Raw genomic sequence first — 23,391 nt, 5'->3', positions numbered from 1 at the left:
ATGGAGAAAGAAATTTTGAAATTGGGCGCGCAAACGGTAATCGGAATGGTACATTTGGCACCGCTGCCAACGACCGCAGGTTTTGACGGCGATTTTCAAAAGATTATTGATCGGGCAGTCGGCGATGCCCTGACGTTGGAAAAAGCCGGAATTGATGCCGTGATAGTAGAAAATATGGGTGACACACCTTTTTCGGCACTATTGAATAAAGCTCAGGTAGCGGCCCTGGCGATGGCGTCTTTCGCGGTAAAAAAGGCGGTCAAGGTACCGGTCGGAATTGATGCCGCCTTTAATGATTATGAAGCCAGTCTGGCAATTGCAGCCATGGTGGACGCAGCGTTTGTGCGGGTGCCGGTATTTGTGGATACGGTCGTGTTTACGGATGGATTAATTTATCCCTGCGCCAAAAAGTGCCGGGAGTATCGTAAGCAGATTGGCCGGGAAGATATTAAACTATTGGCAGATATTCAGGTTAAACACGCACATATGCTGCTGCCGCAGATTACCATTGAGCAGTCGGCCAAGGAAGCGGCCGATAACGGCGCGAACGGAATTATTGTGACGGGCAGTCAAATTGGGGAAGAAACGCCGATTGAAATGATTAAGAAGGTAAAAAATGTAGTTAAGATTCCGGTATTCGCCGGCAGCGGCGTCAATGCCGGCAATATTAAAGAACAACTGGGGATTGCCGATGGCGCGATTATTGGTTCGGGCTTAAAGGAGGGCGGAATTATTTCAAATCCGATTTCCTATGAATTGACAAAGAATGTGCTGCAGGCATTACGGTGAAAAATAGCTTGATTCAGCTTTAAGAGGGAAACGCAGACAGCTGCGGAAGAAAGGAAAAAGAAAAATGATGAGACCAATGAAATTAGCTGGTTCGGAATTGATGTTTGGGTACGGTTCACTGGAATATATTAAAAGCATAAAGGCGAAGAAAGCTGCCATTGTCCTCGGCGGCAGCAGTATGGAAAAAAACGGGATATTGGGTAAGGTCAAGAAATATTTAGCCGAGGCCGGGATTCAAAATCTGGAAATTAACGGCGTGGAGTCGGATCCGTCATTTGCTACGGTCATGCGCGGAGCCAAGAGCATGCTGGAGTTTGAGCCGGATTTAATCATTGCCTTAGGCGGCGGCTCGGTGATGGATGCGGCCAAAGCAATGTGGATTTTTTACGAACATCCTGAATTGAAAAGCATGGAAGATATTTTGCCGCCGAATACCTTCCCCGATTTGAGGAATAAGGCCAGACTTTGCTGTGTTCCTTCCACCAGCGGAACTGCCAGCGAAGTGTCTAGGTCGATTGTGATTTCAGGTGATGACGGAATCAAACTGGGCGTAGGCAATATGGAAATGATGCCGGATATTGCGATCTGTGATCCGGAAGTGACATTGTCAATGCCGCCGAAGATCACGGCCGAAACCGGAATGGATGCCATGACGCATGCTTTGGAAGCGTTGGTGTCGACCCGGGCCAATTATCTTTCGGATGTACTGGCTACGCAGGCGGTTTTGGATATTGCGGAGGCTTTGCCTCAGGCCTACCAGAATGGGGAAGACAGGTCGGCCAGAGAAAAGATGCTGTTAGCGTCAATGCTGGCGGGAATGGCATTTACCAATGTGTCTTTGGGGATTGTTCACTCAATGGCGCATACGGTAGGAGGTTTGTTTCATGTGGCCCACGGGCTGGCGGACGCCATTCTTTTGCCTTATATAATTCGCTATAATCGCAAAGATCAGCGGGCGGCAGAAATTTATCAGCAGATTGCCCGAAAAGCGGGAGTAAATGATATTGTGGAATTAGTCACAGAACTAAATGGCAAGCTGGGGATTCCGGATTGTTTAAGCGCCGTAATTCCGGATCAGGCGGCTTATCATCAAAAGATGGATCAAATGATAGAAATGGCTAAAAATGACGGCTGCACCAAAACCAATCCGATTATTCCATCTGCGCAGGAATGGCGGGAATTGTTTACTAAGGCTTATAAAGGAGAATAAAAATGGAAATTATTTGCTATTTATCAAACGGCTATCCGACATTGGAAGCCAGTCATCAGATTGCAAGAGAATATGTAGATGCCGGTTGTAAAATGATGGAGGTGGATTTTCCGGCTAAAGATCCGTATTTAGAAAGCGAATATATTGCCGGACGGATGGCGGAAGCGTTAAAGCAATGCGGAGACTATGCTGTTTATATGCAGTCAATTGTTCAGATAAAAAAAGAGTTCCCGGAAGCAGTCATTCTGCTGTTGGCCTATGAGAGCACGGTAGCAGAAATCGGCGTAGCGGAGTTTATTGGATTTTGTCGGGAAAATGATTTGCTGGATATTATCTTGGTGGGTTTAAAAGATGAGCAGATTAAAAATCAGTTGCTTGCGGCCGGCTTAAGAATATCTTGCTATGTTCAGTTTCATCTGCCGCCGGAAGAAATTGAATCGGCAAAAGCATCAAACGGCTTTGTGTATTTACAGGCTAAACCTTATGCTGATCAACCGAAAAATCCCTATTATCCGACTTTAAAAAGCTGTGTGGATTATTTGCGCCAGTGCGGGATTACCCGGCCGATTTATTGCGGTGTGGGCGTGCATCTGCCCAAAGATGTAAAAATGGTGAAAGAAGCGGGAGCCGATGCGGCTTTTGTGGGCAGCGCTATTTTAAAACTACATGACAATATTCCGGCAATGAAAGAAAAAATCAGAGAGTTTAAAAATGAGTGCTGATAAAGTTCAGGTAAGTTCTGGACTTATTGAGAACTTTCCACTATAATAAAAGAATTGAAATATGATTTTTTAACCGAAAGGAGAGTTCCAGACAACAGAACAATGAACAGGATTGCTGCCGGCGGCAAGAAAGTATCGTTTTGGGAAAAAACGGCGGAAAAGTTCAGGTAGGGAATGGTGAGATATGATTGAGGTAAAGTTACCCAAATACTATGTGGTGAAGAAAGAGATTGCCGAAAGAATTGAAAGCGGTGAAATTGCGCCGGATGAACAGATTCCCAGTGAGAGGGAATTGATTGAGCGCTATCAAGTCAGTCGGATTACCGTTCGTAAGGCAATTGATGAACTGGCGGCGGAGGGCTATTTATATAAGATTCAAGGGAAAGGAACTTATGTTAAAGCTGAGGAAGTCAGCAGCAATTTAGTGTCCATCGTCAGCAGTACGGAGGATGTGGTTCGTTTGGGCAAACATCCCAGTAAAAAACTGGTCGTATCGGAGATAGTCGAGGCCGGGCCGAAAAAGGCCAAGGCCTTGGAAATCAGTCCGGAGGATAGGCTTTATATGATTGGCCGAATTATGTATGCCGATCAGGAGCCGCTGAATTATACGCTGACTTTTCTGCCGGAAAAATTGTTTCCGCGGCTGCCCCGGCAAAACTTGGAAAAGGATTCTTTGTATCAATTACTTCAAACCGGCTACGGTGTGAAAATTACCAAGGCGCGGCGAACCATGGAAGCAATCTTAGCCAAGGCGGAGATTGCGGAATATCTGGAGATAAAAGAAGATTCGCCGATTATATTGTTCCGCTGCGTTACCTATGGTGTAATCAATGGCCGGGAGATTCCGATTGAAAACTTTAAATGCTATTATCGGACGGATAAGTTTAAGTTTTATATTGATCAGGTCAGATAAAAGCCTATAATAGTTGATCTTTTCGCTGGGCGGACCGGTTAAAAGCCGCAAAAAACATTGACAAAATACTTTTTTTATGTTATTTTAATCATAGACATACAAGGTAGTGATTATCTTGAAAGATAAGCTAGGCTTGTTTGAAGAAGCGGGATAAAACGCCGTTTGTTCAAACAAGCCTTTTTTAATCCCGGCCAAGATAAGAGCTGAAAGCGGGTAAAAGCGGCCGGCTCAGCAAAATAAATCAATTTCAAAAGAATGGAGGAATATTATGGCAAATTATGAAAAACTCGCTTCTTTTATTGTTGAAAATGTGGGCGGAAAAGAAAACATTGAAAATGTAACGCATTGTATGACCAGGCTCCGGTTTAAGCTTACGGACGAGTCCAAGGTAAACGAGGATGCCTTGAAAGCGGATCCGGGCATCGTGACGGCGCAAAACTCCGGCGGCCGGTACCAAGTCGTCATCGGCACGCATGTGGGAAATGTTTATGAAGAGATTATGCGCCGGATTGGCAAGGCGGAGACGGAGGCGGCCGAGGAAAGTAAGGGCTCCGTTTTAAACCGGTTTACCGCCACCATTACCCAAACCATGGTGCCGGTTCTGGGCGTTCTGGGGGCATGCGGTTTAATTGCCGGACTGCAGGCCATTTTGATGACGACCGGCATAATTAAACCCGGCGATGGCGCGCAGGTCTTATTAAACGCCATGGGCAACGCCTGTCTTACTTTTTTCCCGATTTTGCTGGGCTATACCAGTGCCAGGGCATTTAAGATGAATCCTTTTGTCGGTATGATTTTGGGCTGTGTACTGGCCTTCCCCAATATCACCGAAAGCATTAACAGCGGCGATGCACTCTATACTTTATTCGCGGGAACGAGTTTGGCCATGCCGGTATATAAGACTTTGTTCGGCATTCCGATTTTCTTTCCGACCACCGGTTATACCTCGACTGTTATTCCGATCATCTTTGCAACTTACTTTGCCGCTAAAGTAGAGAAACGCTTTGATAAAATTATTCCGCAGGCGGCGCAAATGTATGTCCTGCCGATGATTACAATTTTGATGGCCAGTGTTGTGACGCTCCTTGTGATCGGGCCGGTGTCGGTTATTTTAACCAATCTGATCAGTACGTCGATTACGTTTTTGGTGAAGTATTCGCCGATAGCGGCGTTTGTGGTCATTGCCGTGATTTATCAGCCGCTGGTAGTTTTGGGCCTGCACTGGGCCTTGATTTCCGTGGGTTTGATTGAATTTGCGACCTCCGGCAGCACATTGATTATTTCCTTGATTTATCCGGCTTCGTTTGCACATTTGGCGGTGTGCGCGGCCGTATACTTTAAGACCAAAAATAAGGTTTTAAAAGAAACGGCATTGCCGGCAGTGATTTCCGCTTGCTTTTGCATTATTGAGCCGTCAATTTACGGTGTTACGCTGCCGGTAAAAAAACGGTTCGGAATTTGTATGCTGGCCGGAACGATTGGAGCGCTTATTTTGGGTTTAGCCAATGCGCCGATGTACGCCATTACCATGGGCGTGACCGGATTTGTCGGCTTTGTTAATCCGGCAGACAGCAGTTCGAGCGGGATGTATATCAGCCTGCTGGCTGTGGCGGTAACGGTGGCGACTGCATTTCTTTTGACTTGGATTACCTATCAGCCCAAAGACGACGGCAATACCGATTCTCAAAAAAACAGTAAAAAACCGGGGACAGCAGATGCCAAAAATAAGGAAGAACGCAAGGAAACAGTATTTTCCCCGATGAGCGGCAGCGTAAAGCTGTTGAGCGCAATGCAGGATCCGGCTTTTTCCAAGGAAACGTTGGGCAAGGGAATTTGCATTGAGCCGGATGAGGGAAAAGTTATCGCACCTTGTGACGGCATTTTAAATGTGGTGTTTCCGACCGGGCACGCGATCGGAATAACAAACGACACCGGCGCCGACATATTGATTCATATCGGTGTCAATACCGCTCAGTTGCCGGAGGGAACCTTTACCATCAATAAACAGCAGGGGGAGCGGGTAAAAAAGGGCGATGTGCTTATCACTTTTGATTTGGATAAAATCAAACAAGAGGGATATAATATGGAAACAGCAGTGCTGATTTCCAATACAGCCGACTATTTGGATATTGTTGAAGTGGCCAAAGAAAAGGTTTCGTATGCGGACGAGTTGTTGGTGGCCATTGCAACGGGAAAAAGGCTTGCCGGCGCATAACAGCGCAGAAAGAGGACGGGGCGTTTTCATGAAAATACGGAAATTTCTGAATAATAATGCGGCAGTAGTGGCGGATGAAAAGGGCAAGGAGAAGGTTGTGACGGGCAAGGGCATCATTCATGGCAAAAAAGCAGGCGATGAAGTCGAACCGGAGCGAATTGAAAAAATATTTTGTCTTTCCTCCAATGCTTTAAACCTCAAGTTTCAGGAAATTTTAAGTGATTTACCATTGACGGAGATAAACATCGTTGAAGAAATTGTCAGTGAAATCCAGACCAGCTTAGGCAAAAGAATCAGTGATGTGATTTATGTGGCGCTGGCCGATCATATTCATTTTTCGCTGAAAAACTTTCAAAAAGGAATTTCCATTCAAAACGGCCTGATGTTTGATATTATGCGGTTTTATCCTGATGAGTATAAGCTTGGCTGTGCCAGTCTGGAGATCATTCACGAAAGAACCGGCGTTTTGCTGCCGACGGACGAGGCGGGTTTTATTGCGCTGCACATCGTCAACGCGGAAATGGAAGATGATCCGGATACTCAAAATGTTTGCCGGGCGACAAAAATTATAGAAGAAATTTTAGAGGTGGTAAAATCCTATTTTGACGTGGAAATTGAGGAAGATTCCCTGGCTTATTTTCGGTTCATTAATCATCTCCGCTATTTTTCCGCCCGGCTGGTCAAAGATGCGGCCTTTTCGGGCGATGATAAGGACAAAGAACTGCTGGAAACCCTGTCGGTCAAATATCAGGACGCTTATAAATGCGGTCAAAATATTGCTGCCTTTATCCTTGAAAAATATGGGATTGATATCGGCTGTGAGGAACTTTTGTATTTAACAATTCATATTCAGCGCGCAGTTTTTACAGAGCGGCAGAAAGGAAGTCATGAATAAACAAGAAATGCAGAAAAGAATTTGGGGCGTGCTGGTTGGCGGCGCCTGTGGTGACGCAATGGGAATGGCGACTGAAATGATGAGCCGGCAGGATATCGTCGCCGAGTTTCCGGACGGAGTAAAGCAGTTTTATCCGGCTTCTAAGCGTGATGTTTTCGGGCGTAGGTTCCGGGCCGGGGAAATCACCGATGATACGGTAAACACGGTTTTGGTTGCACAGATGCTGATTGATACCGGCGGCCGGCCTGATACCATGCGCTACTTAGCCTATCTCGAAAAATGGATGGAAGAAAATAAGGAAAAAAGCAGTTTGGTGGCCGGTCCCAGCACAGTCAGAGCATTGGAGGCCATTAAAAAAGGAATGCCGATCGAACGGGCCGGCATCTTCGGTACGACTAACGGTTCAGCCATGAAGATAAGCCCGATTGGCATTATCAGCGATTACCGGGATATGGAGCGGCTAACGGATAATGTTGAGCAAATTTGCCGACCGACCCATAATACTTCGGTGGCGATTGCCGGAGCGGCAGCCGTAGCGGCCTGTGTCAGTTACGGTGTGCGGGGCGGCGGTGATGTCAAAGAGCTATGGGAGATTGCGCTGGCGGCGGTTGAAAGCGGCGGAAAAAGGGGCTATCCTTTCCCGACGGTTTTGCTGCGTCGGCGGATTGAAGCGGTCAGGGAGTTGACAGCCGTCAAACCGAAAGAAATAGTTTTGCGTGAATTGACAGATTTTTACGGCACCGGGGTGGAAACGATTGAAAGTATTCCAGCGGCATTGGCAGTTATTCAGCTGGCCGGCGGCAATGCCTGGGAAGCGGCTTGCCTTAGTGCCGAGCTGGGCGGTGATACAGATACGATCGGCGCGATTTCCGCTGCCATTTGCGGCGGAATCCGTCCGGAGTTCCCGGCCGGCGCGGCAGAAACGCTGGAAGCGGTCAATGGCCTGCACTTAGATGAATTGGCCGCTCAGCTTTTGCCGTATGCGGTTTGAAAAATAAAATAGTTGACTCAGCTTTTTTATATGATAAAAGACTCTTTTGTAACGGTCATTTTTTACGTTCTGGTTACAAAACAGCAAAAACATTCAATTTCAGGGCGAAATATGGTATACTAAAAAATAACATTTTTTTAAGTGACTGTTTATCGGTTCATCAAGATAGGCTTAACTTAGCCGGTTTATTTCCGGGTTTAAGAAGACGGCTTTTTTGGTCTGAACCGAAGGCTTGTCCGGGCAGAAAGATTACTTATGCCGGTGGTCAGCAAATAGGTATGTTTGCCTGGCGCAAACTCAAAAAGCGAGGGAAAAGAATGAAAAAGAAAGTGGGCTTATATTTACAGGGCGGCGGAGCCAAGGGTGCATTTCAGGCCGGGGCATTGCAGGCATTTGCCGAAAAGGGAATGGAGTTTTCGGTCATCGTCGGGACTTCGATTGGTGCGATTAACGGTATGGCCGTTTTTTACGGCGGAATCGAACGGATGGCTGAGATCTGGAAGCAAATGAGTCAATCCGAATATGGGCTTGACCGAACCGTGCCGGTTTTTGAAAGTATGGCTGCGGTTGAAGAAATTCAAAAGTTTTTGGGAACGAAGCGCTTGCCGGCGGTTGAGCATTTTTATGTCAATTATCTGCCGGTTGAAAACGGAACGATTCGCCATGCTTTTTCTGATTTGGTGGCGGAAAGTGATGATAAAGTCAGGGAATATGTCCGGGCATCTTCGCTTTTGCCCAACCCGTACAGCTGGAAGACGGCGGATTTTAAGGCTAAAACCTATGATCAGCTTTTTCAGGAACAAATCGCAGCCGGAACCTATGACGGCTATTTGCTGGACGGTGGACTGCTGAACAATCGCTTTATGGAGCCGTTTTTGACAGCAGAAGTCGATATTATTTATGCGGTTGCGCTTGATCGGGAGTTTAGCGTACCGGAGGCGGTGCGGCAAAAATACCGGTCGGATCAGATTGTCTTAATCAAGCCGGATTTTGATTTTGACAAAAACGCATCCATGACTTATACCGAGGAAAATATCAGAGAATGGTCCGCGGCCGGCTATGCACAGGCTAAAAAGGAGATGACGGTTTAGGTAAGAATAATCCGGTGAAATGAACTTTGCCAAGTTACTTTTCTGGGCAGGAAAAAAAATGGCCGAATATGCCTCCGGAGAGAAAACTTTCCGCTGAGACCGAAGGGCTGTTTATTTGAACCCAGAGCATTTTTTACGTTAATTTATATAAATAATAATATGGATTTAAATTATATGCGATATACTGAGATACTGGTATATTGTATACATAATTGTTCGGATAAAGTCAGTTCGCGCAGTGAAGAAAAAGATTTGGCAATCGGCAGAAGGAAAGAAGCAGAAGCAATCGGCCTTCATTTACGACCGGACAACGAGAGTATGATTTACCGGAAAAGCAGAAAGAAAGGTTGTGATTAAAGTGAAATGTTCGGTATGCCATAAAAATACCGCGGTAGTGTTTATGTCGAAATTAGAAGGCGGCCGACAGGAGAAAATTGGCCTGTGTCTGCCTTGTGCGAAAAGACAGGGAATCGCACCCCTCAATGATTTGCTGGCTCAGACCGGTATGTCGCCGGAAGAAATGAACAATCTCAACGACCAGATGATGGAAATACTGGAAGATCCGCAAATCGGCGATCGGATTAATCAATTTATGGAAACCTTGGATAGCGGATTTGTTGATCCGACATTGGAAACCGCCGAAAGCGTCAGCGAGCCGGCTCAGGAGTTTTTAAATTCGGGCGAGGATGCACCGCACGGAGCGGCAACCAAAACCAAGGTGAAATCTGTCCGCAAAATAAAAAGGAAGAACTTGGATCAGTTTGGTATAAATTTGACAGAAAAAGCGAAAGCCGGAGAAGTTGACAGAATAATCGGCCGGGAAAGAGAAATTGACCGGGTGATTCAAATTTTGAATCGGCGCCAGAAGAACAATCCGGTGCTGATCGGGGAGCCGGGCGTGGGTAAAACTGCCATTGCCGAGGGACTGGCGGTGCGGATTGCCGAAGGGAATGTGCCGCATAAGCTGCTGGGCACGGAGATTTACCTTTTGGATTTACCCGGTATAGTATCAGGCACTCAGTTCCGCGGTCAGTTTGAAGCCAGGATGAAAGCGATCTTGCATGAGGCGATGGAAAGCGGCAATGTTATTTTGGTGATTGATGAAGTCCATAACATTACCGGTGCCGGCGGAGCAGAAAGCGGCTCGATGAACGCAGCCAATATTTTAAAACCGGCGCTGGCCCGGGGCGATATTCAGGTCATCGGGGCGACGACTTTGGAAGAATACCGCAAGCATATTGAAAAGGACTCGGCACTGGAAAGGCGTTTCCAAAAAGTGCTGGTGGAAGAACCCGATGAGGCGGACAGCATTGAGATTATCAAGGGGATTAAGGATTACTATGAAAACTTTCATCATGTTGTTATTTCCGATGAGGTGATTGCCTATGCCGTCCATATGTCCAAGCGTTATATCCACGAAAGATATCTGCCGGATAAAGCGATTGACTTGATTGACGAAGCCGGTTCCAGAGCTAATTTGAGAAATCTGGGTTTAGTTGAGCTGGAAGCTTTGAAAAACGAATTGGCCAAGACAGTTGAGGAAAAAGAAATTGCGGCGGCGGCGGATGATTATGAAAAAGCGGCAGATTGCCGGATGGATGAGCTCAGGCTCGAGAATAAGATTAAAGAAATTGAGCAGCAATGCGATCAGGTTGAATTGACCGAAGAATTGATTGCGGATGTGATTGAGTCGTGGACCAAGATTCCGGTGCAGAAGCTGACGGAAGAAGAGGCGATTAAGCTGAAGCGCTTAAATAACCGCCTTAGCCGCTGGGTCAAGGGGCAGGACAGAGCGATTTCCGCTGTTTCTACGGCGATTAAGCGCCGCCGCTCCGGCTTTATGCCAAGGCTGCGGCCGGCCTCCTTTATTTTTGTCGGCCCGACCGGAGTCGGTAAAACGGAGCTGGCCAAGGCGGTAGCCAGAGAGCTTTTTGGCAGCGAAGACGCGCTGATCCGCTTTGATATGTCGGAGTTTATGGAAAAGCATACGGCGTCTAAGTTGATTGGAGCGCCTCCGGGCTATATCGGCTATGATAACGCCGGTCAGCTGACGGAGCGGGTGCGCCGCCGGCCGTATTCGGTTATTTTGCTGGATGAGATTGAAAAAGCGCATCCCGATATCTTTCATTTGCTGCTGCAAATCTTAGAAGACGGAAGATTGACCGATAGTCAAGGCCGGACGGTTAATTTTGAAAATACGATCCTGTTGATGACCAGCAATGCCGGTACCGACCGCAAAGGTGCAGGGATTGGCTTTAATCCGAGCGAAGCGCCGAGGACGACGGAAAAGGTGAAAACGGCGCTCAATGAGTTCTTTAAGCCGGAATTCCTTAACCGTTTGGACGATATCATTGTGTTTGATAATCTGACCGAGGAAAGTTTAGCGGAGATTGTGGACATTATGCTGGAGCAGCTTCGGAAGACGACCAAGGAAAAGGGCTTCGATATCGAGGTATCGGATGAAGTGAGGGCCTTTCTGGTCAAAGACGGCTACCATGAGGCGTATGGGGCCAGACCGCTGCGTCGGAGCATCACCGTCCATATTGAAGATCGTTTATCCGAGATGTTTTTGGATAAAGAGCTGGAAAACGTGACGCTGGTTCGCTTTGTCATGGAAGATGATAAGATCAAAGCAATTCCGGAAAAACAATAACTTAACTTTCCCATGTTCTGCAAAACTAGAACAGTCTTTTTTAGGCAGACTGCTGCCCGGGCAGAAAGAGAAGCACTTCGATCAAGGGGTTCGTTGCTTCCAGAAAGGCTACCCCTTTCGGCGGCGGGCGGGAACGATAGGAAAACAGGGAGTTATCCCGCATTTTGACGAATTGCGAAGTTTATGCGAATCGTTAAAAATAATGGTGCTAGCAAGGAACGAATTCCATTACCAGCACCCAAAAATTATACAACCAATAAAGGCGCCGTCGGCGGTACAAATCGCTGACGGCGCCTTTTAATATTACCTTGGACAATATATCGAAAAGTTAGGGGTACCAGGGTCAGCCTCTTTTTGCTGTTTTTTCAACCGGATAATAAATAGTCCTTCTTAAAAGAAGTATAAAAAACCCTGATTTGATTTTGTGCAAAGTATATAAAAAATATAAGAATAAGAAAAGTTAGAGCAACAAAATGGCGGCGTGAATTTTCTGAAAAATTACATATATCGAAAATACAGATAATATCGGCAAATCATATTGACACTTTCTTTGGCTATCGGTATAATTGGCAAATCGTTAAGAAACCACTCAAATGGTTGGCGGGATTAAAACCTGAACCAGTGGTGCCGGTCTTAAAAAAGTAGCGGCGGACGCAAATCCAAACTTAGGTTTCTGACGTTTATCATAGATGGAACGAAAACAAACGAAGATAAGCAAAAAACTTAATTTTCCGTATTGGCCGAATGCTCTTGTGGAGCGGCCGGATGTCGCGCCGAAAGAGGAAGTCAGGCGCAGGGAAAATTGAGAAATAAGAAAGGAACAGACGAAGGATGAACTTTTTAAAAAAGTTGTTCAGTAGTTTAAAGCAGGGACATCAAAACGGTCTGGTCGTTTTCGCAACATGCTGTGTGATAGTGTTACTTTTAGGTGTCAATGGTTTTGTATTAAAAGAAGGCGATAAAAATACAGCGGAGCGAAGGCAGCTGACTGCCGATGAGGATGAGCAGGAAGCGGAATCGGGGCTTGTGCCGGACGAGGAAGAAGTCGGATCGCATTATTATACGGCTAAGATTGAGGAATATGTCAGCCAAATCAAGCCGGAAGAACATGTTTTGCAGTTGGCGGAGGATACCAAAAACCGCCAGTTTGTGACCTCGGGTAAGCTGATTTCCCGGCAGGCTAGGGATGTGTCGACCGAAGAGTACGAAATCTTGTCGCGCATTGTGGAAGCGGAATCCGGAGCGGAGCCTTATACCACTCGGCTGCTGATTGCCAATATCATTTTAAACCGAGTGGAAAGCGAGCGATTTCCTGATAATATTACGGACGTCGTTTTTCAGAATAATGGTAAGACCTATCAATTTTCACCGATTTCTAACGGCAGCTATTATTCTGTTACCGTTCAGGACAGTACCCGCAAGGCGGTTGAGGAAGCGCTGAGCGGCCGGGATAATTCCGGCGGAGCCTTATATTTTATGGTCAGGAGTATAAGTTCACCGAAAAGTGTGGAGTGGTTTGACACCGCGCTGACCAAAATGGGGCAAATTGGCGAGATTGAATATTTTAAATAAGGACAGAAGATATCCAAAAGCTTTGAGCAAGTTTAGCCGCTTGTTCAAAGCTTTTTAAATTTTAACAAAAATCGAGCAAAAAAATTGTAGATTTTATGGAAAACAAATAAATGGATTGACTTCCATTTGCAAAAGAGCTATTATATACTTAAATCATAAGTAAATAACTAGTTAGTTCTTATCGGTCGAAGGATTTTACAGGATATGTGCTGAAAAAAACGGCCGCCTGCATGCGGTCAAAGGCTGATTAAAGAAAGTTAGAGTTCAGGGAAGACGTTTATAATGTGCGTTCATCGACTTCCCAGAGTGGCGTTAGCTGGCCTGAACTGTAACCAACGAAAGGACATGGCGATGGCAAGAAAAGAAAGAAACGCGGAAAAATCAAGGCGGGATATTTTGGCGGCAGCGGAAGAACAATTTTCGGAAAAAGGCTTTTACGGGGCGCGAGTGGACGAGATTGCCCAGCAGGCACAAATCAATAAACGCATGATTTATGAATATTTTGAAAATAAGGAAACGCTGTATAAAAAAGTGTTGTTTGAGGTTTATCACCGCATGGAAAGCGCCGAAAAAGAGCTTTTAAAAAATGATTTATCAGGGAAAGAGCTAATTGGCGGGATTATCTCAACGTATTTTGATTTTTTGGCGGAAAATACTTCTTTTGTTAATATCCTGATGTGGGAAAACTTAAATAAGGGTAAGTATCTGGAGGAAATGCCGGCTGAGCAGGTGCGCCGCCAGACTTTAAATATTTTTTGCGAAAAGATTATTGAAGGCAAAAGGGCCGGCATTTTTCTGCCGGAGGTAGATGAAAAGCAAACGGTATTATCGCTGATTGTGGTATGTTTTGCTAATTTTTCCAATCGTTATACCTTGTCCCGTTTGTTTTCAAAAAACTTAACGGAAAAAGAAATTTTAGAAAACCGCAAACAGCATACTTTGGATTTGGTTTTATCCTATATGTGCGGCAAAAACTAAAATGGTTGTCGGAATTGGTTTGGAAAAGGAGAAAAAATTGAACTGGAATGAAGAAAGATTAAATCAATTGTTAGTGGAACCGTCGCCGGGCTTGATTGAGGATATGAAAAAAATCAAGGGCGATATTATGATATTGGGGGCCGGCGGGAAGATGGGACCGTCTTTGGCGGTGCTGGCCGCTAAGGCCGCCGGGGGCGCCGGAGTGAATAAAAAAATATGGGCGGTGTCCCGTTTTTCCGATGAGGTCGGCCGCCGGTTTTTGGAAGAAAACGGCGTAACTACGATTTCTTTGGATTTAATGGCTGACGGAGCGCTGGAGCAGCTTCCGGACGCCGCCAATTTGATTTATATGGCGGGTAAGAAGTTCGGTACCAACGGCAATGAAAGCGAAACCTGGAAAATGAATGTCAGCTTGCCGACTTTAGTGACCAGACGCTTTTCCGGGGGGAATATCGTTGTTTTTTCATCCGGCAATATTTATCCGCAGGTGCCGATTTGCAGCGGCGGCTGTGCTGACTGGGAAAAACCGGTACCGGTTGGTGAATATGCCATGAGCACACTGGGGCGGGAGCGGGTTTTTGAGGCGGCATCGAAAGACGGCAAAACCAAGGTGCTGCTCTACCGGTTGAACTATGCGGTGGATTTACGCTATGGCGTGTTGTATGACTTGGCGCAAAAAGTGTTAAAAGATGAAATAATCGATCTGACTTCCGGTAATTTTAATTGTGTGTGGCAGGGTTATGCCAATGAAGCGGCAATTCGGGGACTGCTTCATGCGGAAAGTCCGGCGGCGGTTTTGAATGTGACCGGCCCGGAAACGGTATCGGTCCGTTATGTGGCAGGAGAATTCGGAAAGTTGTTCGGGAAAGAACCAAAATTGACCGGGGCGGAAGAAGATAAAGCGTATTTAAACAATGCTGCCCGTTGCTTTGAATTATTCGGCTATCCGGCGGTAACCTTACGCCAGATGATTAAGTGGCAGGCGGAATGGCTTTTGTCCGGCGGCCGGGTGCTGAATATACCGACGCATTTTGAAGAAAAGGGAGGAAGCTACTAATGAGAGAAGAGGCAAGAAATATACTGCAAAAAGGAACCGTTATCCCGGCGCTGCCGCTGGTTTTGCGAGAGGACCGAAGCTTTGACGAAGCCGGTCAGCGCCGGTTGATCCGCTATTATTTGGAGGCGGGAGCAGGGGGACTGGCGGTAGCCGTACACACCACCCAGTTTGAAATCCGGCAGCCGGCAATTGGACTGTTTGAGCCGCTGATCCGGATTGCACGCGAGGAAATTGGCCGCTTTGAGCAAAAAACAGGTAAGACGGTAGTTTGTGTCTGCGGTGTCTGCGGGCCGAAAGAGGCCGCCTGCAGAGAGGCAGAACTGGCCAAGGAAGCGGGTTATGATGCCGTTTTGCTTAGTCCGAACGGTTTGAACGATCTGAGTGAAGCCGAGCATTTGCAGCGGGCGGAAGCGGTTTCGGAGATTTTGCCGGTGATTGGTTTTTATTTACAGACGGCGGTCGGCGGCCGGAGATTTAGCTATGACTATTGGCAAAAACTTTGTCGTCTAAAAGGCGTGGCGGCCATTAAAGCAGCTCCGTTTAACCGGTATCAAACCTTAGATATTGTCCGGGCGGTAGCCGATAGCGGCCGGAAAAATGAACTGGCGCTTTATACCGGCAATGATGATAATATTGTATCCGATCTTTTGACGGAGTTTGAAGTCGGTGGGGAGAAAATCCGCTTTGCCGGAGGGCTGCTCGGACATTGGGCGGTTTGGACGCACGGCGCGGTCAGACTTTATGAGAGAATTTGCCGGGAGAGGGAAGCCGGTCAAATTTCAGCTGAGTTGCTGACGATTGCCGCTCAGGTAACGGATTGTAATGCGGCCTTTTTTGATACGGCTAACGCCTTTAGCGGCTGTATTACCGGAATTCATGAAGTTTTGCGCCGGCAGGGCTTGATGCCGGGGATATGGACTTTACAGCCGGAAGAAAGTCTTTCGCCGGGGCAGGCGGAAGAGATTGATCGGGTGTGGCGGAGCTATCCGCATTTAGCCGATGATGAGTTTGTTAGGCAATTTCTGCAGTGGGAAAAGGAGGAAGAAATTGATTAAACTGTTGTTAAAAGCCGAAGACCGGGAGCAACGCTTAGTGGCAGCGCTCGTTCCGGAACTGGACTTTGAATTGACGGATGGTCCGGCGGACTGGGAACTGGAAGCGGAAGCCAAGGAAGCGGCGGCCAGTTTAAAAGTGGTAAGAAGCGGACGAAAGGCCAAAATCGAAGGCCGGCTGTGCGATCTGGGCCGAGGCTTGTCTTTGCTGCACCAATACCGGATGGAGGAAAGTGTGGCGATTGAGGAAAAACCGGCCTTTGCCAAATGCGGCGCTTGATTATGAAAAGTCCTTGGCGGCGACAGTGCCGGCTTTGACGGAGTGCCGTCGGGCCGGTGTGGAGGAAGTTTTTTTGACGGCGTGGGGCGATAACGGTGCGGAATGCAATTTACAGGCAGTGCTTTACGGTATGCAGCTTTATGCAGAGATGTGTTATACCGGAAAGTATGACCGAGCGACTTTAGCGGAGCGTTTTGGGGCCTGTACCGGCGCAAAAGCGGCGGATTTTGAAGAACTCAGTAAGTTCCAAAGACTGCCGGGAGTTAAATCTGCGGTTGAGAGACCGGCGAATGCTGTCAGGACGCTGCTGTATCAGGATCCGCTTTTACCGATGTCGGAAGAAGATTATCGGGGGATTGATATAGCCGGACATTATCAGGCGCTGGCGGAGCGGTATCATCAGGTGGAATGTCCCGCCTATCTGCGGAAATTATTTGATTTTTATGCAGCTTTGGCGCAGGCCATGTATCGGACGTCACTCTGGCATTCGCAGGCGGCCGGCTGTGTCCGCAGTCATGACCGGGCAAAAGCCGAAAAGTTGTGCGCTTTGGTTCCGGAAATTAAGGCGGCGATTGAAACGCTGCGGCAGGCAACCAGAGAACTTTGGTTTTCTACAAATAAGCCGTATGGATTTGAAGTGTTGGATCGCCGGTTTGGCGGTTTGATGGCCAGATATGACTCGGCCGCCTGCCGGATGGGGCAGTTTGCAGCCGGCGAGATCAGCGATATTGAAGAACTCAGTGTTCCCAAGCTGCCATTATATAAAGAAAGCGATGGTAGTCTGGTAATTTGTTATGACTGGGCGGAAGCGGCTTCGGCTTGTAGGATGTGACCCTGCGCTTTAAGGACATGAAGCGGCTCAGCCGGCATTTTAGCCGACTGAGCCGCTTGATTTTTATGTGTTTTATTCCGTAGCTAAAATCAGGGCCAGTGCCAGTTCAGCCGCTTTGGTCAAATCGCTGACCGTGGTATATTCTTGCAGAGAATGGCAATCCTGCATGGCGTTAGCGACAACTAAACCGCGCAGCCCGTACTGCGAAAGCTGATTGTTATCACTGCCGCCGAAGGTGGTGACCAACTGCGGGGTCAGTTCAAGGCTTTGACAAGCGGTTTTAAACCGGCTGACGACCGGGTGATCAAGCGGCGTTTGGTAAGCAATGCAGTGCAGTTCTTCTGTGACGCTGACTTCGGCCCGAAAAGCGGCAGCGGAGGCTTCAAGTTGCGCCTTGATTTGAGCCAAAGCATCCAGTGCCCGCTGGTGGTCATGACTGCGAATTTCCCCTTTTAAGCGGCAGAATTCCGGGATAATATTGCCGGCCCGGCCGCCTTCAATTGTACCGATATTAACGGTTGCACTGTCCACCCGGCCGCAGGGGATCCGGTCAATGGCGTGTGCGGCGGCTTTGATGGCATGAATTCCTTTTTCCGGCTCAAATCCGGCGTGGGCCGGACGACCATGGAAAACTGCCGTAAAAGTCAGCATCGTCGGTGCCTGATAAGCGGCAGTACCGACGGGGCCGGTCAGGTCAAAGACATAGGCTTCTTTGGAGCGGAGCAAGGCGGGATCGACATAGTGAATGCCGACATTATAGGGTTCTTCGGCCACGGTAAAAAGGATTTCAAGCGGGCGGTGTGGCAGGTTTTGTTCTTTTAGGCAGCGCAGCGCCTCAATAATGGCCGCTATACCGGCTAAATCATCAGCCCCCAATACCGTTTTTTGCTCGGAAGTAATTTTTCCGTCGGGATGAACGATGGCTTTTTTGCCGCAGGAAGGCTCAACCGTATCCATATGCGCACTCAGCAGCAGCGGCGGCAGATTTAGCCCGCCGTCGACATAAGTATATAAATTACCGCAGTTTCCGTTTAAAAGGGCAGCCGCGCCGTCTTCGACCGGGTTCAGGCTTAGCTGGTCACGGAGAATTGCTTTTAAATGGTCGCAGACGGCCCGTTCACCAAAGGAGGGGCTGTCAATAGCGACTAAATCGGTGAAAGTTTGAATCAGACGAGATTGATTGACCATAATAAATCCTTTCTTAAATTTATTCAACTTTCCCCTGTCGAAAGCTGCGCGGTCGGCTCCAAAACACGGTTCTATCGGATAAAGGAAAGTTGAGTAATTAATTTAGTTTTTAAATACAGCCCTGAGCCAGCATCGCATCGGCAATTTTTTCAAAGCCGGCGATATTAGCACCAAGGACATAGTTATCCGGTGCGCCGTATTTGGCGGCGGCTGCGTCGATATTCAGGAAGATGCCGGTCATGATGGCTTGCAGCTTTTGATCGACTTCGGCAAAACTCCATGAAAGGCGCTGGCTGTTTTGGCTCATTTCCAGACCGGAAGTGGCAACACCGCCGGCATTGGCCGCTTTGCCCGGTAAAAAGAGGACCTTATTTTTCATCAAATATTCGGTGGCTTCCAGTGTTGTCGGCATATTAGCGCCCTCGGCCACAGCCATGCAGCCGTTGGCAACCAGAGCTTCGGTATCTTCCAGCACCAATTCATTTTGGGTGGCGCAGGGCAGGGCAATGTCGCATGGGTACTGCCATACACCCTTGCCTTCATGATAGACGGCACTTGGTTTTTGGGCGGCATAATCAGCCATCCGCCCGCGCTTTACTTCTTTAATCTCTTTTAACAGCAAAAGGTCAATGCCGAATTCGTCGTAAACAAAGCCGGAAGAATCGCTGGCGGTAACAACCTTAGCCCCAAGCTGCTGGGCTTTTTCAATCGCATAAATGGCAACATTTCCCGAACCGGAGACGGCAATGGTTTTGCCTTTCAGCTCTTGACCGTGAGCTTGCAGCATTTTTTCCACGATATAAAGCAGACCGTAGCCGGTTGCTTCCTTGCGGGCCAGGGAACCGCCGTAGCTCAGGCCTTTGCCGGTTAAGACACCTTCGTAACAGGACCGGATGCGCTTGTACTGACCGAATAAATAACCGATTTCCCGGGCACCGACACCGATATCGCCGGCCGGCACGTCAATATCCGCTCCAATGTACTTAGACAGTTCGGTCATAAAGCTTTGGCAAAAAGCCATAATTTCCCGGTCGGACTTGCCTTTGGGGTCAAAATCGGCGCCGCCCTTGGCACCGCCCATCGGCAGGCCGGTCAGAGAGTTTTTCAGAACCTGTTCAAAGCCCAAAAACTTCATAATACTTAAATTAACCGAAGGATGCAGGCGCAGGCCTCCTTTGTAGGGGCCGATGCTGTTATTGAACTGAACGCGATAGCCGCGGTTGACTTGATACTGACCGTTATCGTCAACCCAGCCGACCCGGAACTGAATTTGCCGGTCCGGCTCAATCATCCGCTCTAAGACCGCGTTTTTGCGGTAAACTTCTTCATTTAAAGCGATGGCCGGAGCAAGCGAAGTCAGGACTTCACTGACAGCCTGCTGAAACTCGGCTTGGTCGGGGTATTTGGTTTTAACCAGATCAATGATTTCATCAATATAGTTCATAGTATTTTCCCTCCTAAGCGGTACGTATTTTGGGTAAAAAGAAAAGCAAACGCCGGTAAGCGTTTGCTTATGAACGGAGAGGGCGGGATTCGAACCCGCGTGTGATTGCTCACAAACTGATTTCGAGTCAGCCCCGTTATGACCACTTCGATACCTCTCCACAGGTCTAACATAAATGGTATTGTATCCTAAAACGGAGAAAAATGCAAGGGAAATTTTTAAAAAAAATTGTGGCTGACAATTATTTATTTTAACTCGATTTTAACTCGGTTTTAACTCGACAAAAATTACAAATTGAGTTATAATTGAGTTAAATCTATGTTAGGGAGGAATTAGCGATGCGAACGATTCCATATAAAGAGGATTTGATTATTGAATTTAAAAGTGACATTAAAAGGTATCCGGATAGTGAATTAATAGATGAAATTGCTGGTATGACCAACACCAAAGGCGGAACTTTATATTTGGGAGTAGAGGACGATGGAGCGATAACTGGCGTAAACAAAATACACAAAGATGCAGTAGGAGTGGTAGCTCTTGTGGCAAATAACACGGTACCATCGGTATCTGTTCGTGCGGAGATAGTCACAGCAGAGGGAAAAGATGTACTCAAGATTGAAATACCGATAAGCAGAACTGTGGTTTCTACAAGATCGGGTAAGATGTTAAAGCGAAGATTAAAGGCAGATGGGACTCCCGAAGTTATTCCGATGTTCTCATATGAAATAGTTACAAGATTGTCAGAACTAGCATTGTTGGATTTCTCGGCAGGACCTCTTGCCGGTTCTGCTGTTGAGGATTTTGATCCAAATCAAAGAAATAGATTAAGAAACATTATACAGACAAAACCGGGAGGGGAGAAAAATCTGCTTAGTCTAACGGATGATGAATTAGACAAGGCTTTACGATTTACTGCAGAAGTTGATGGCAAAATTTATCCGACGGTTACAGGGATGCTTATTTTAGGGAAAGAAAATCGAGTTGCTGAGTTGATGCCGACTGTAAAAGCATCTTTCCAAGTTTTGGAGGGAACAAAAGTTAGAATAAATACTGAAACATCAGCACCTTTGCTTGAAGTATTTGAAAAGTTTGAAACATATGCAGAGGCTTGGAATCCTGAACGCGAAGTAGAATATGGCTTATTTAGGGTTGCAGTACCGGAATTCGATAAAGCGGCATTTCGTGAAGGCTTGATCAATGCCTTTTGTCATAGGGATTACACTATGTTGGGAACGGTTCGGGTATTGATCGATGATGAAGGAATGACGATAAGCAGTCCAGGAGGATTTATTGATGGAGTTACATTAGAGAACTTACTTACCGTGGAACCACATGGTAAAAACCCCGCCCTTGCCGATGCTTTAAAGCGAATAGGACTTGCTGAGAAAACAGGACGTGGTATAGATCGTATATATGAAGGTTCTATAATATATGGAAGACCATGGCCGGACTATTCCGAAACTACAAGTACCAATGTCAGGCTCTTCATTCAAAGAGCGAAAGCAGATGATATTTTTACCAAATTCATAGCAGATGAGCAAAATAGATTGGGGAGACCGTTGTCAATATATGCTTTAATGATTCTCTCATTATTAAAGAATGAGAAACGACTGACAGTAGATCGCATTGTGGAAATGACACACTTGGCAGAGGGAAAACTGCTTGGAGCAATAGAAAACTTAGTTGAAGATGGGCTGGTTGAAGGAGTAAGAAGTGGCAAATTAAGATCCTATATTCTTTCTGGGAAAGTATATAAGGCAAGTAATAGAAGCATCCAATATGTGAGACAATCCGGTATCGATAGAGTGGCATATCCTGAAATGATTATTAAGTTAGCTCGAACACAAGATGGAATCATCACCAAGCAGGATGTGGCAGAATTGCTAAAGATAACTCCGGAGCAAGCATATTCTGAAATTAAGAAGCTTGTCGAGGTAGGAAAGATATACAAGTATTGCGGCGGAAAATATGCAAAGTACAAACTGAGTTAAGAGTGCGGGGAGGATTTTGATGATGCAAGCCAAAAGCGGAGATATATACTGTGTTTACAATTTCTATTTAAAAAAATATACCGCCTGTCAGGTCACAAAGCTTGAAAATAAGGATGAAAGACAAACGGCGGTACTGCTGTCGCTTGATTGGTCGGGCGATCAGCCGCTTAAGGAAACGGAGCTTTCCGCGCTGAGACCGCTGTATCAGGATTTTATGTACTGGCCGCGTGAATTGCATTTGGTTAATGTCGAGCCGGAGGTGCCGGCCAATTATATTTTGGCAGGGAATATCAGCCCGTTAACGAGGGAAAGCACCAATTTCTATTCTTCGTGGGACGAGGGCTACCGGGTATACCGGCAGCTTAAATGGCAGGAAATCCCCCAAGAACAAAGGAATGCCTTTAAAAAAGCGGTCGCCAGTCAGGAAAAAGTCCTATTTGCCGGGCAAGAAACGGCGGTTTCCTTGCGCCGCCTGCAGGATGACTGGGTGCCCTTTGAAAACGCGCTGGAATTAAAGGCTTTTCCCTGCTTATCCTATTTGGCCTGTAAAAAATGGCATGCCGGCTTATACGAATACTTGCGGGGAAACCCATTTTTAACGGAATTGGTACTGGAAAATCACCGGCAAAAAAGGCTGGATTTTGCCGGCGCACATATTCATGACCTGTCAATTGATATGAACGGTGTAGAGGAGCTTTATTTGAATGACGACTTGGAGCAGCTGACCTTTTTAGGGGAAATAGCGGCTAACTGCCAAATACACGCGGCCGAGAATGGAGCAAAGCTGCTGCTAAACGCTAGCGCGACCGTTCCGAGCGGGCGGGGACTAGAGAGTTTAGGCAAATTGCGCTGCATGGAGATTGCGGAACTGGATCTGGCCGAGGTTTTAAAAGCATACCCGATGCTGCGGCAATTGCGGCTGTGGGGTAAGCCTGGCATGCTGTCTAACTTTGCTTTGCTATCCCGGTTTACCAAACTGGAAGGCTTTACCACCGTGGATTTATTTGGCTTTTCCGCCGCGGATATCCCGGTGCCGGAGAGTATGCCAAGCTTAAACTGGTTCTGGATGAGCAGCCTACCGGAGGACGCGGCCAAAAGGGCGAAGCAGCTGTATAAAAAGCGAAAAGAGCAGGGGCTGAACCTTTGGATTCAAAAGGCCAGAAAGCCGGAATGGCTGGCGCAGAACTTGGATAATCCGTTTCGCGCCTGGGACGGGCAGGAGAATATTTCGGCGGCGAATGCCAAAAAAGCGGCGGATTTGTACCGCAGGACCAGAGCCGGCATCCTAAAGCTCACAGGCAGCTCGCCCGGGGAAGCCGCGCCCTCGGCCGAAGCCTTGGTGCGGGCCTATACCGAGGGTTTTAATAAGATGGATAAGCGCAAGTATTTTATTGAAACGGTCGAGCGCGAGGATATTTATAGTGCGCTGGTTGAAATTTTGGACTTACTGCCGGCGGAGCTGGCCATTGATAAAGAGGGGCTTTTGCGGATTTTTGATGAGATGAGGGATTTTTAAGA

The 23,391-nt window shown here is 47.1% G+C and carries 21 protein-coding genes and 1 tRNA gene; 19 read left to right on the top strand and 3 right to left on the bottom strand.

What is annotated here, in order from left to right; translation table 11 throughout:
- The 17 genes from C3V36_01720 to C3V36_01640 all read left to right on the top strand — a co-directional run bounded on the left by C3V36_01720 (position 1) and on the right by C3V36_01640 (position 17,250).
- Complete coding sequence (locus C3V36_01720) at positions 1-789, top strand: photosystem I assembly BtpA (GenBank protein AVM68089.1); 789 nt, start codon at positions 1-3, stop codon at positions 787-789.
- A gap of 64 nt (positions 790-853) precedes the next feature.
- Positions 854-1,999, top strand: coding sequence for an NADPH-dependent butanol dehydrogenase (locus C3V36_01715; GenBank protein ID AVM68088.1), 1,146 nt, complete (start codon positions 854-856; stop codon positions 1,997-1,999).
- Between the two features lie 2 nt (positions 2,000-2,001).
- Positions 2,002-2,721, top strand: a complete 720-nt coding sequence (locus C3V36_01710) for a tryptophan synthase subunit alpha (GenBank protein AVM68087.1) — start codon at positions 2,002-2,004, stop codon at positions 2,719-2,721.
- 187 nt (positions 2,722-2,908) lie between these two features.
- The gene (locus C3V36_01705; GenBank protein ID AVM70402.1) at positions 2,909-3,634 is read left to right on the top strand and encodes a GntR family transcriptional regulator; all 726 of its coding nucleotides are present in this window, start codon (positions 2,909-2,911) and stop codon (positions 3,632-3,634) included.
- Positions 3,635-3,902: 268 nt separating this feature from the next.
- The gene (locus tag C3V36_01700; GenBank protein AVM68086.1) at positions 3,903-5,849 is read left to right on the top strand and encodes a PTS beta-glucoside transporter subunit EIIBCA; all 1,947 of its coding nucleotides are present in this window, start codon (positions 3,903-3,905) and stop codon (positions 5,847-5,849) included.
- A complete protein-coding gene (locus tag C3V36_01695; GenBank protein ID AVM68085.1) occupies positions 5,794-6,744 on the top strand; it encodes a transcriptional antiterminator in 951 nt (316 codons plus the stop codon). The genes C3V36_01700 and C3V36_01695 overlap by 56 nt, the downstream gene beginning before the upstream one ends.
- A gap of 7 nt (positions 6,745-6,751) precedes the next feature.
- On the top strand, positions 6,752-7,735 hold the full coding sequence (locus tag C3V36_01690; protein AVM70401.1) for an ADP-ribosylglycohydrolase: 984 nt from the start codon (positions 6,752-6,754) through the stop codon (positions 7,733-7,735).
- Positions 7,732-8,826, top strand: a complete 1,095-nt coding sequence (locus C3V36_01685; protein ID AVM68084.1) for a hypothetical protein — start codon at positions 7,732-7,734, stop codon at positions 8,824-8,826. The genes C3V36_01690 and C3V36_01685 overlap by 4 nt, the downstream gene beginning before the upstream one ends.
- A gap of 159 nt (positions 8,827-8,985) precedes the next feature.
- Positions 8,986-9,183: a hypothetical protein gene (locus C3V36_01680; GenBank protein ID AVM68083.1), complete on the top strand. Its 198-nt coding sequence runs from the start codon at positions 8,986-8,988 to the stop codon at positions 9,181-9,183.
- Positions 9,184-9,226: 43 nt separating this feature from the next.
- Complete coding sequence (locus tag C3V36_01675; GenBank protein ID AVM70400.1) at positions 9,227-11,479, top strand: chaperone ClpB; 2,253 nt, start codon at positions 9,227-9,229, stop codon at positions 11,477-11,479.
- Complete coding sequence (locus C3V36_01670; GenBank protein ID AVM68082.1) at positions 11,445-11,780, top strand: hypothetical protein; 336 nt, start codon at positions 11,445-11,447, stop codon at positions 11,778-11,780. Before C3V36_01675 ends, C3V36_01670 begins: the two co-directional genes overlap by 35 nt.
- 530 nt (positions 11,781-12,310) lie before the next feature.
- The gene (locus C3V36_01665; GenBank protein AVM68081.1) at positions 12,311-13,051 is read left to right on the top strand and encodes a hypothetical protein; all 741 of its coding nucleotides are present in this window, start codon (positions 12,311-12,313) and stop codon (positions 13,049-13,051) included.
- A 282-nt stretch (positions 13,052-13,333) separates the two neighbouring features.
- The gene (locus C3V36_01660) at positions 13,334-14,029 is read left to right on the top strand and encodes a TetR/AcrR family transcriptional regulator (protein ID AVM68080.1); all 696 of its coding nucleotides are present in this window, start codon (positions 13,334-13,336) and stop codon (positions 14,027-14,029) included.
- A gap of 67 nt (positions 14,030-14,096) precedes the next feature.
- On the top strand, positions 14,097-15,086 hold the full coding sequence (locus C3V36_01655; GenBank protein AVM70399.1) for an epimerase: 990 nt from the start codon (positions 14,097-14,099) through the stop codon (positions 15,084-15,086).
- Positions 15,086-16,141, top strand: a complete 1,056-nt coding sequence (locus C3V36_01650) for a dihydrodipicolinate synthase family protein (protein ID AVM68079.1) — start codon at positions 15,086-15,088, stop codon at positions 16,139-16,141. The genes C3V36_01655 and C3V36_01650 overlap by 1 nt, the downstream gene beginning before the upstream one ends.
- On the top strand, positions 16,134-16,418 hold the full coding sequence (locus tag C3V36_01645) for a hypothetical protein (GenBank protein AVM68078.1): 285 nt from the start codon (positions 16,134-16,136) through the stop codon (positions 16,416-16,418). Before C3V36_01650 ends, C3V36_01645 begins: the two co-directional genes overlap by 8 nt.
- Positions 16,399-17,250 (top strand): hypothetical protein, encoded by an 852-nt coding sequence (locus C3V36_01640; protein ID AVM68077.1) that lies wholly within the window; start codon positions 16,399-16,401, stop codon positions 17,248-17,250. The genes C3V36_01645 and C3V36_01640 overlap by 20 nt, the downstream gene beginning before the upstream one ends.
- Before the next feature lie 72 nt (positions 17,251-17,322).
- On the opposite strand, the gene C3V36_01635 is transcribed toward C3V36_01640, so the two are convergent.
- The 3 genes from C3V36_01635 to C3V36_01625 all read right to left on the bottom strand — a co-directional run bounded on the left by C3V36_01635 (position 17,323) and on the right by C3V36_01625 (position 20,042).
- Positions 17,323-18,441: a peptidase T gene (locus tag C3V36_01635; protein ID AVM70398.1), complete on the bottom strand. Its 1,119-nt coding sequence runs from the start codon at positions 18,439-18,441 to the stop codon at positions 17,323-17,325.
- 106 nt (positions 18,442-18,547) lie between these two features.
- A complete protein-coding gene (locus tag C3V36_01630; protein ID AVM68076.1) occupies positions 18,548-19,882 on the bottom strand; it encodes an NADP-specific glutamate dehydrogenase in 1,335 nt (444 codons plus the stop codon).
- 74 nt (positions 19,883-19,956) lie between these two features.
- Positions 19,957-20,042: transfer RNA gene (locus C3V36_01625), tRNA-Ser, on the bottom strand.
- A 178-nt stretch (positions 20,043-20,220) separates the two neighbouring features.
- On the opposite strand from C3V36_01625, the gene C3V36_01620 reads away from it, so the two are divergent.
- Both C3V36_01620 and C3V36_01615 read left to right on the top strand, forming a co-directional pair.
- The gene (locus C3V36_01620; GenBank protein AVM68075.1) at positions 20,221-21,873 is read left to right on the top strand and encodes an AAA family ATPase; all 1,653 of its coding nucleotides are present in this window, start codon (positions 20,221-20,223) and stop codon (positions 21,871-21,873) included.
- A 22-nt stretch (positions 21,874-21,895) separates the two neighbouring features.
- Entirely contained in the window at positions 21,896-23,389 is a 1,494-nt protein-coding gene (locus C3V36_01615; GenBank protein AVM70397.1) for a gliding motility protein, read from the top strand.
- Positions 23,390-23,391 lie beyond the last annotated feature (2 nt).

Source organism: Lachnospiraceae bacterium oral taxon 500, assembly GCA_002999035.1.
In the GTDB taxonomy this organism is placed as follows: domain Bacteria; phylum Bacillota; class Clostridia; order Lachnospirales; family Vallitaleaceae; genus W11650.
This window is presented reverse-complemented; position numbering and strand designations above follow the sequence as displayed.

Excerpts from the sequence above, each read along its gene's own strand:
- C3V36_01700 (AVM68086.1), top strand. The coding sequence starts at position 3,903 with ATGGCAAATTATGAAAAACTCGCTTCTTTTATTGTTGAAAATGTGGGC.
- C3V36_01715 (AVM68088.1), top strand. The coding sequence starts at position 854 with ATGATGAGACCAATGAAATTAGCTGGTTCGGAATTGATGTTTGGGTAC.
- C3V36_01720 (AVM68089.1), top strand. The coding sequence starts at position 1 with ATGGAGAAAGAAATTTTGAAATTGGGCGCGCAAACGGTAATCGGAATG.
- C3V36_01680 (AVM68083.1), top strand. The coding sequence starts at position 8,986 with ATGGATTTAAATTATATGCGATATACTGAGATACTGGTATATTGTATA.
- C3V36_01650 (AVM68079.1), top strand. The coding sequence starts at position 15,086 with ATGAGAGAAGAGGCAAGAAATATACTGCAAAAAGGAACCGTTATCCCG.
- C3V36_01660 (AVM68080.1), top strand. The coding sequence starts at position 13,334 with ATGTGCGTTCATCGACTTCCCAGAGTGGCGTTAGCTGGCCTGAACTGT.
- C3V36_01690 (AVM70401.1), top strand. The coding sequence starts at position 6,752 with ATGCAGAAAAGAATTTGGGGCGTGCTGGTTGGCGGCGCCTGTGGTGAC.
- C3V36_01710 (AVM68087.1), top strand. The coding sequence starts at position 2,002 with ATGGAAATTATTTGCTATTTATCAAACGGCTATCCGACATTGGAAGCC.
- C3V36_01695 (AVM68085.1), top strand. The coding sequence starts at position 5,794 with ATGCGGACGAGTTGTTGGTGGCCATTGCAACGGGAAAAAGGCTTGCCG.
- C3V36_01615 (AVM70397.1), top strand. The coding sequence starts at position 21,896 with ATGCAAGCCAAAAGCGGAGATATATACTGTGTTTACAATTTCTATTTA.
- C3V36_01665 (AVM68081.1), top strand. The coding sequence starts at position 12,311 with ATGAACTTTTTAAAAAAGTTGTTCAGTAGTTTAAAGCAGGGACATCAA.
- C3V36_01630 (AVM68076.1), bottom strand. The coding sequence starts at position 19,882 with ATGAACTATATTGATGAAATCATTGATCTGGTTAAAACCAAATACCCC.
- C3V36_01620 (AVM68075.1), top strand. The coding sequence starts at position 20,221 with ATGCGAACGATTCCATATAAAGAGGATTTGATTATTGAATTTAAAAGT.
- C3V36_01670 (AVM68082.1), top strand. The coding sequence starts at position 11,445 with ATGATAAGATCAAAGCAATTCCGGAAAAACAATAACTTAACTTTCCCA.
- C3V36_01675 (AVM70400.1), top strand. The coding sequence starts at position 9,227 with ATGTCGAAATTAGAAGGCGGCCGACAGGAGAAAATTGGCCTGTGTCTG.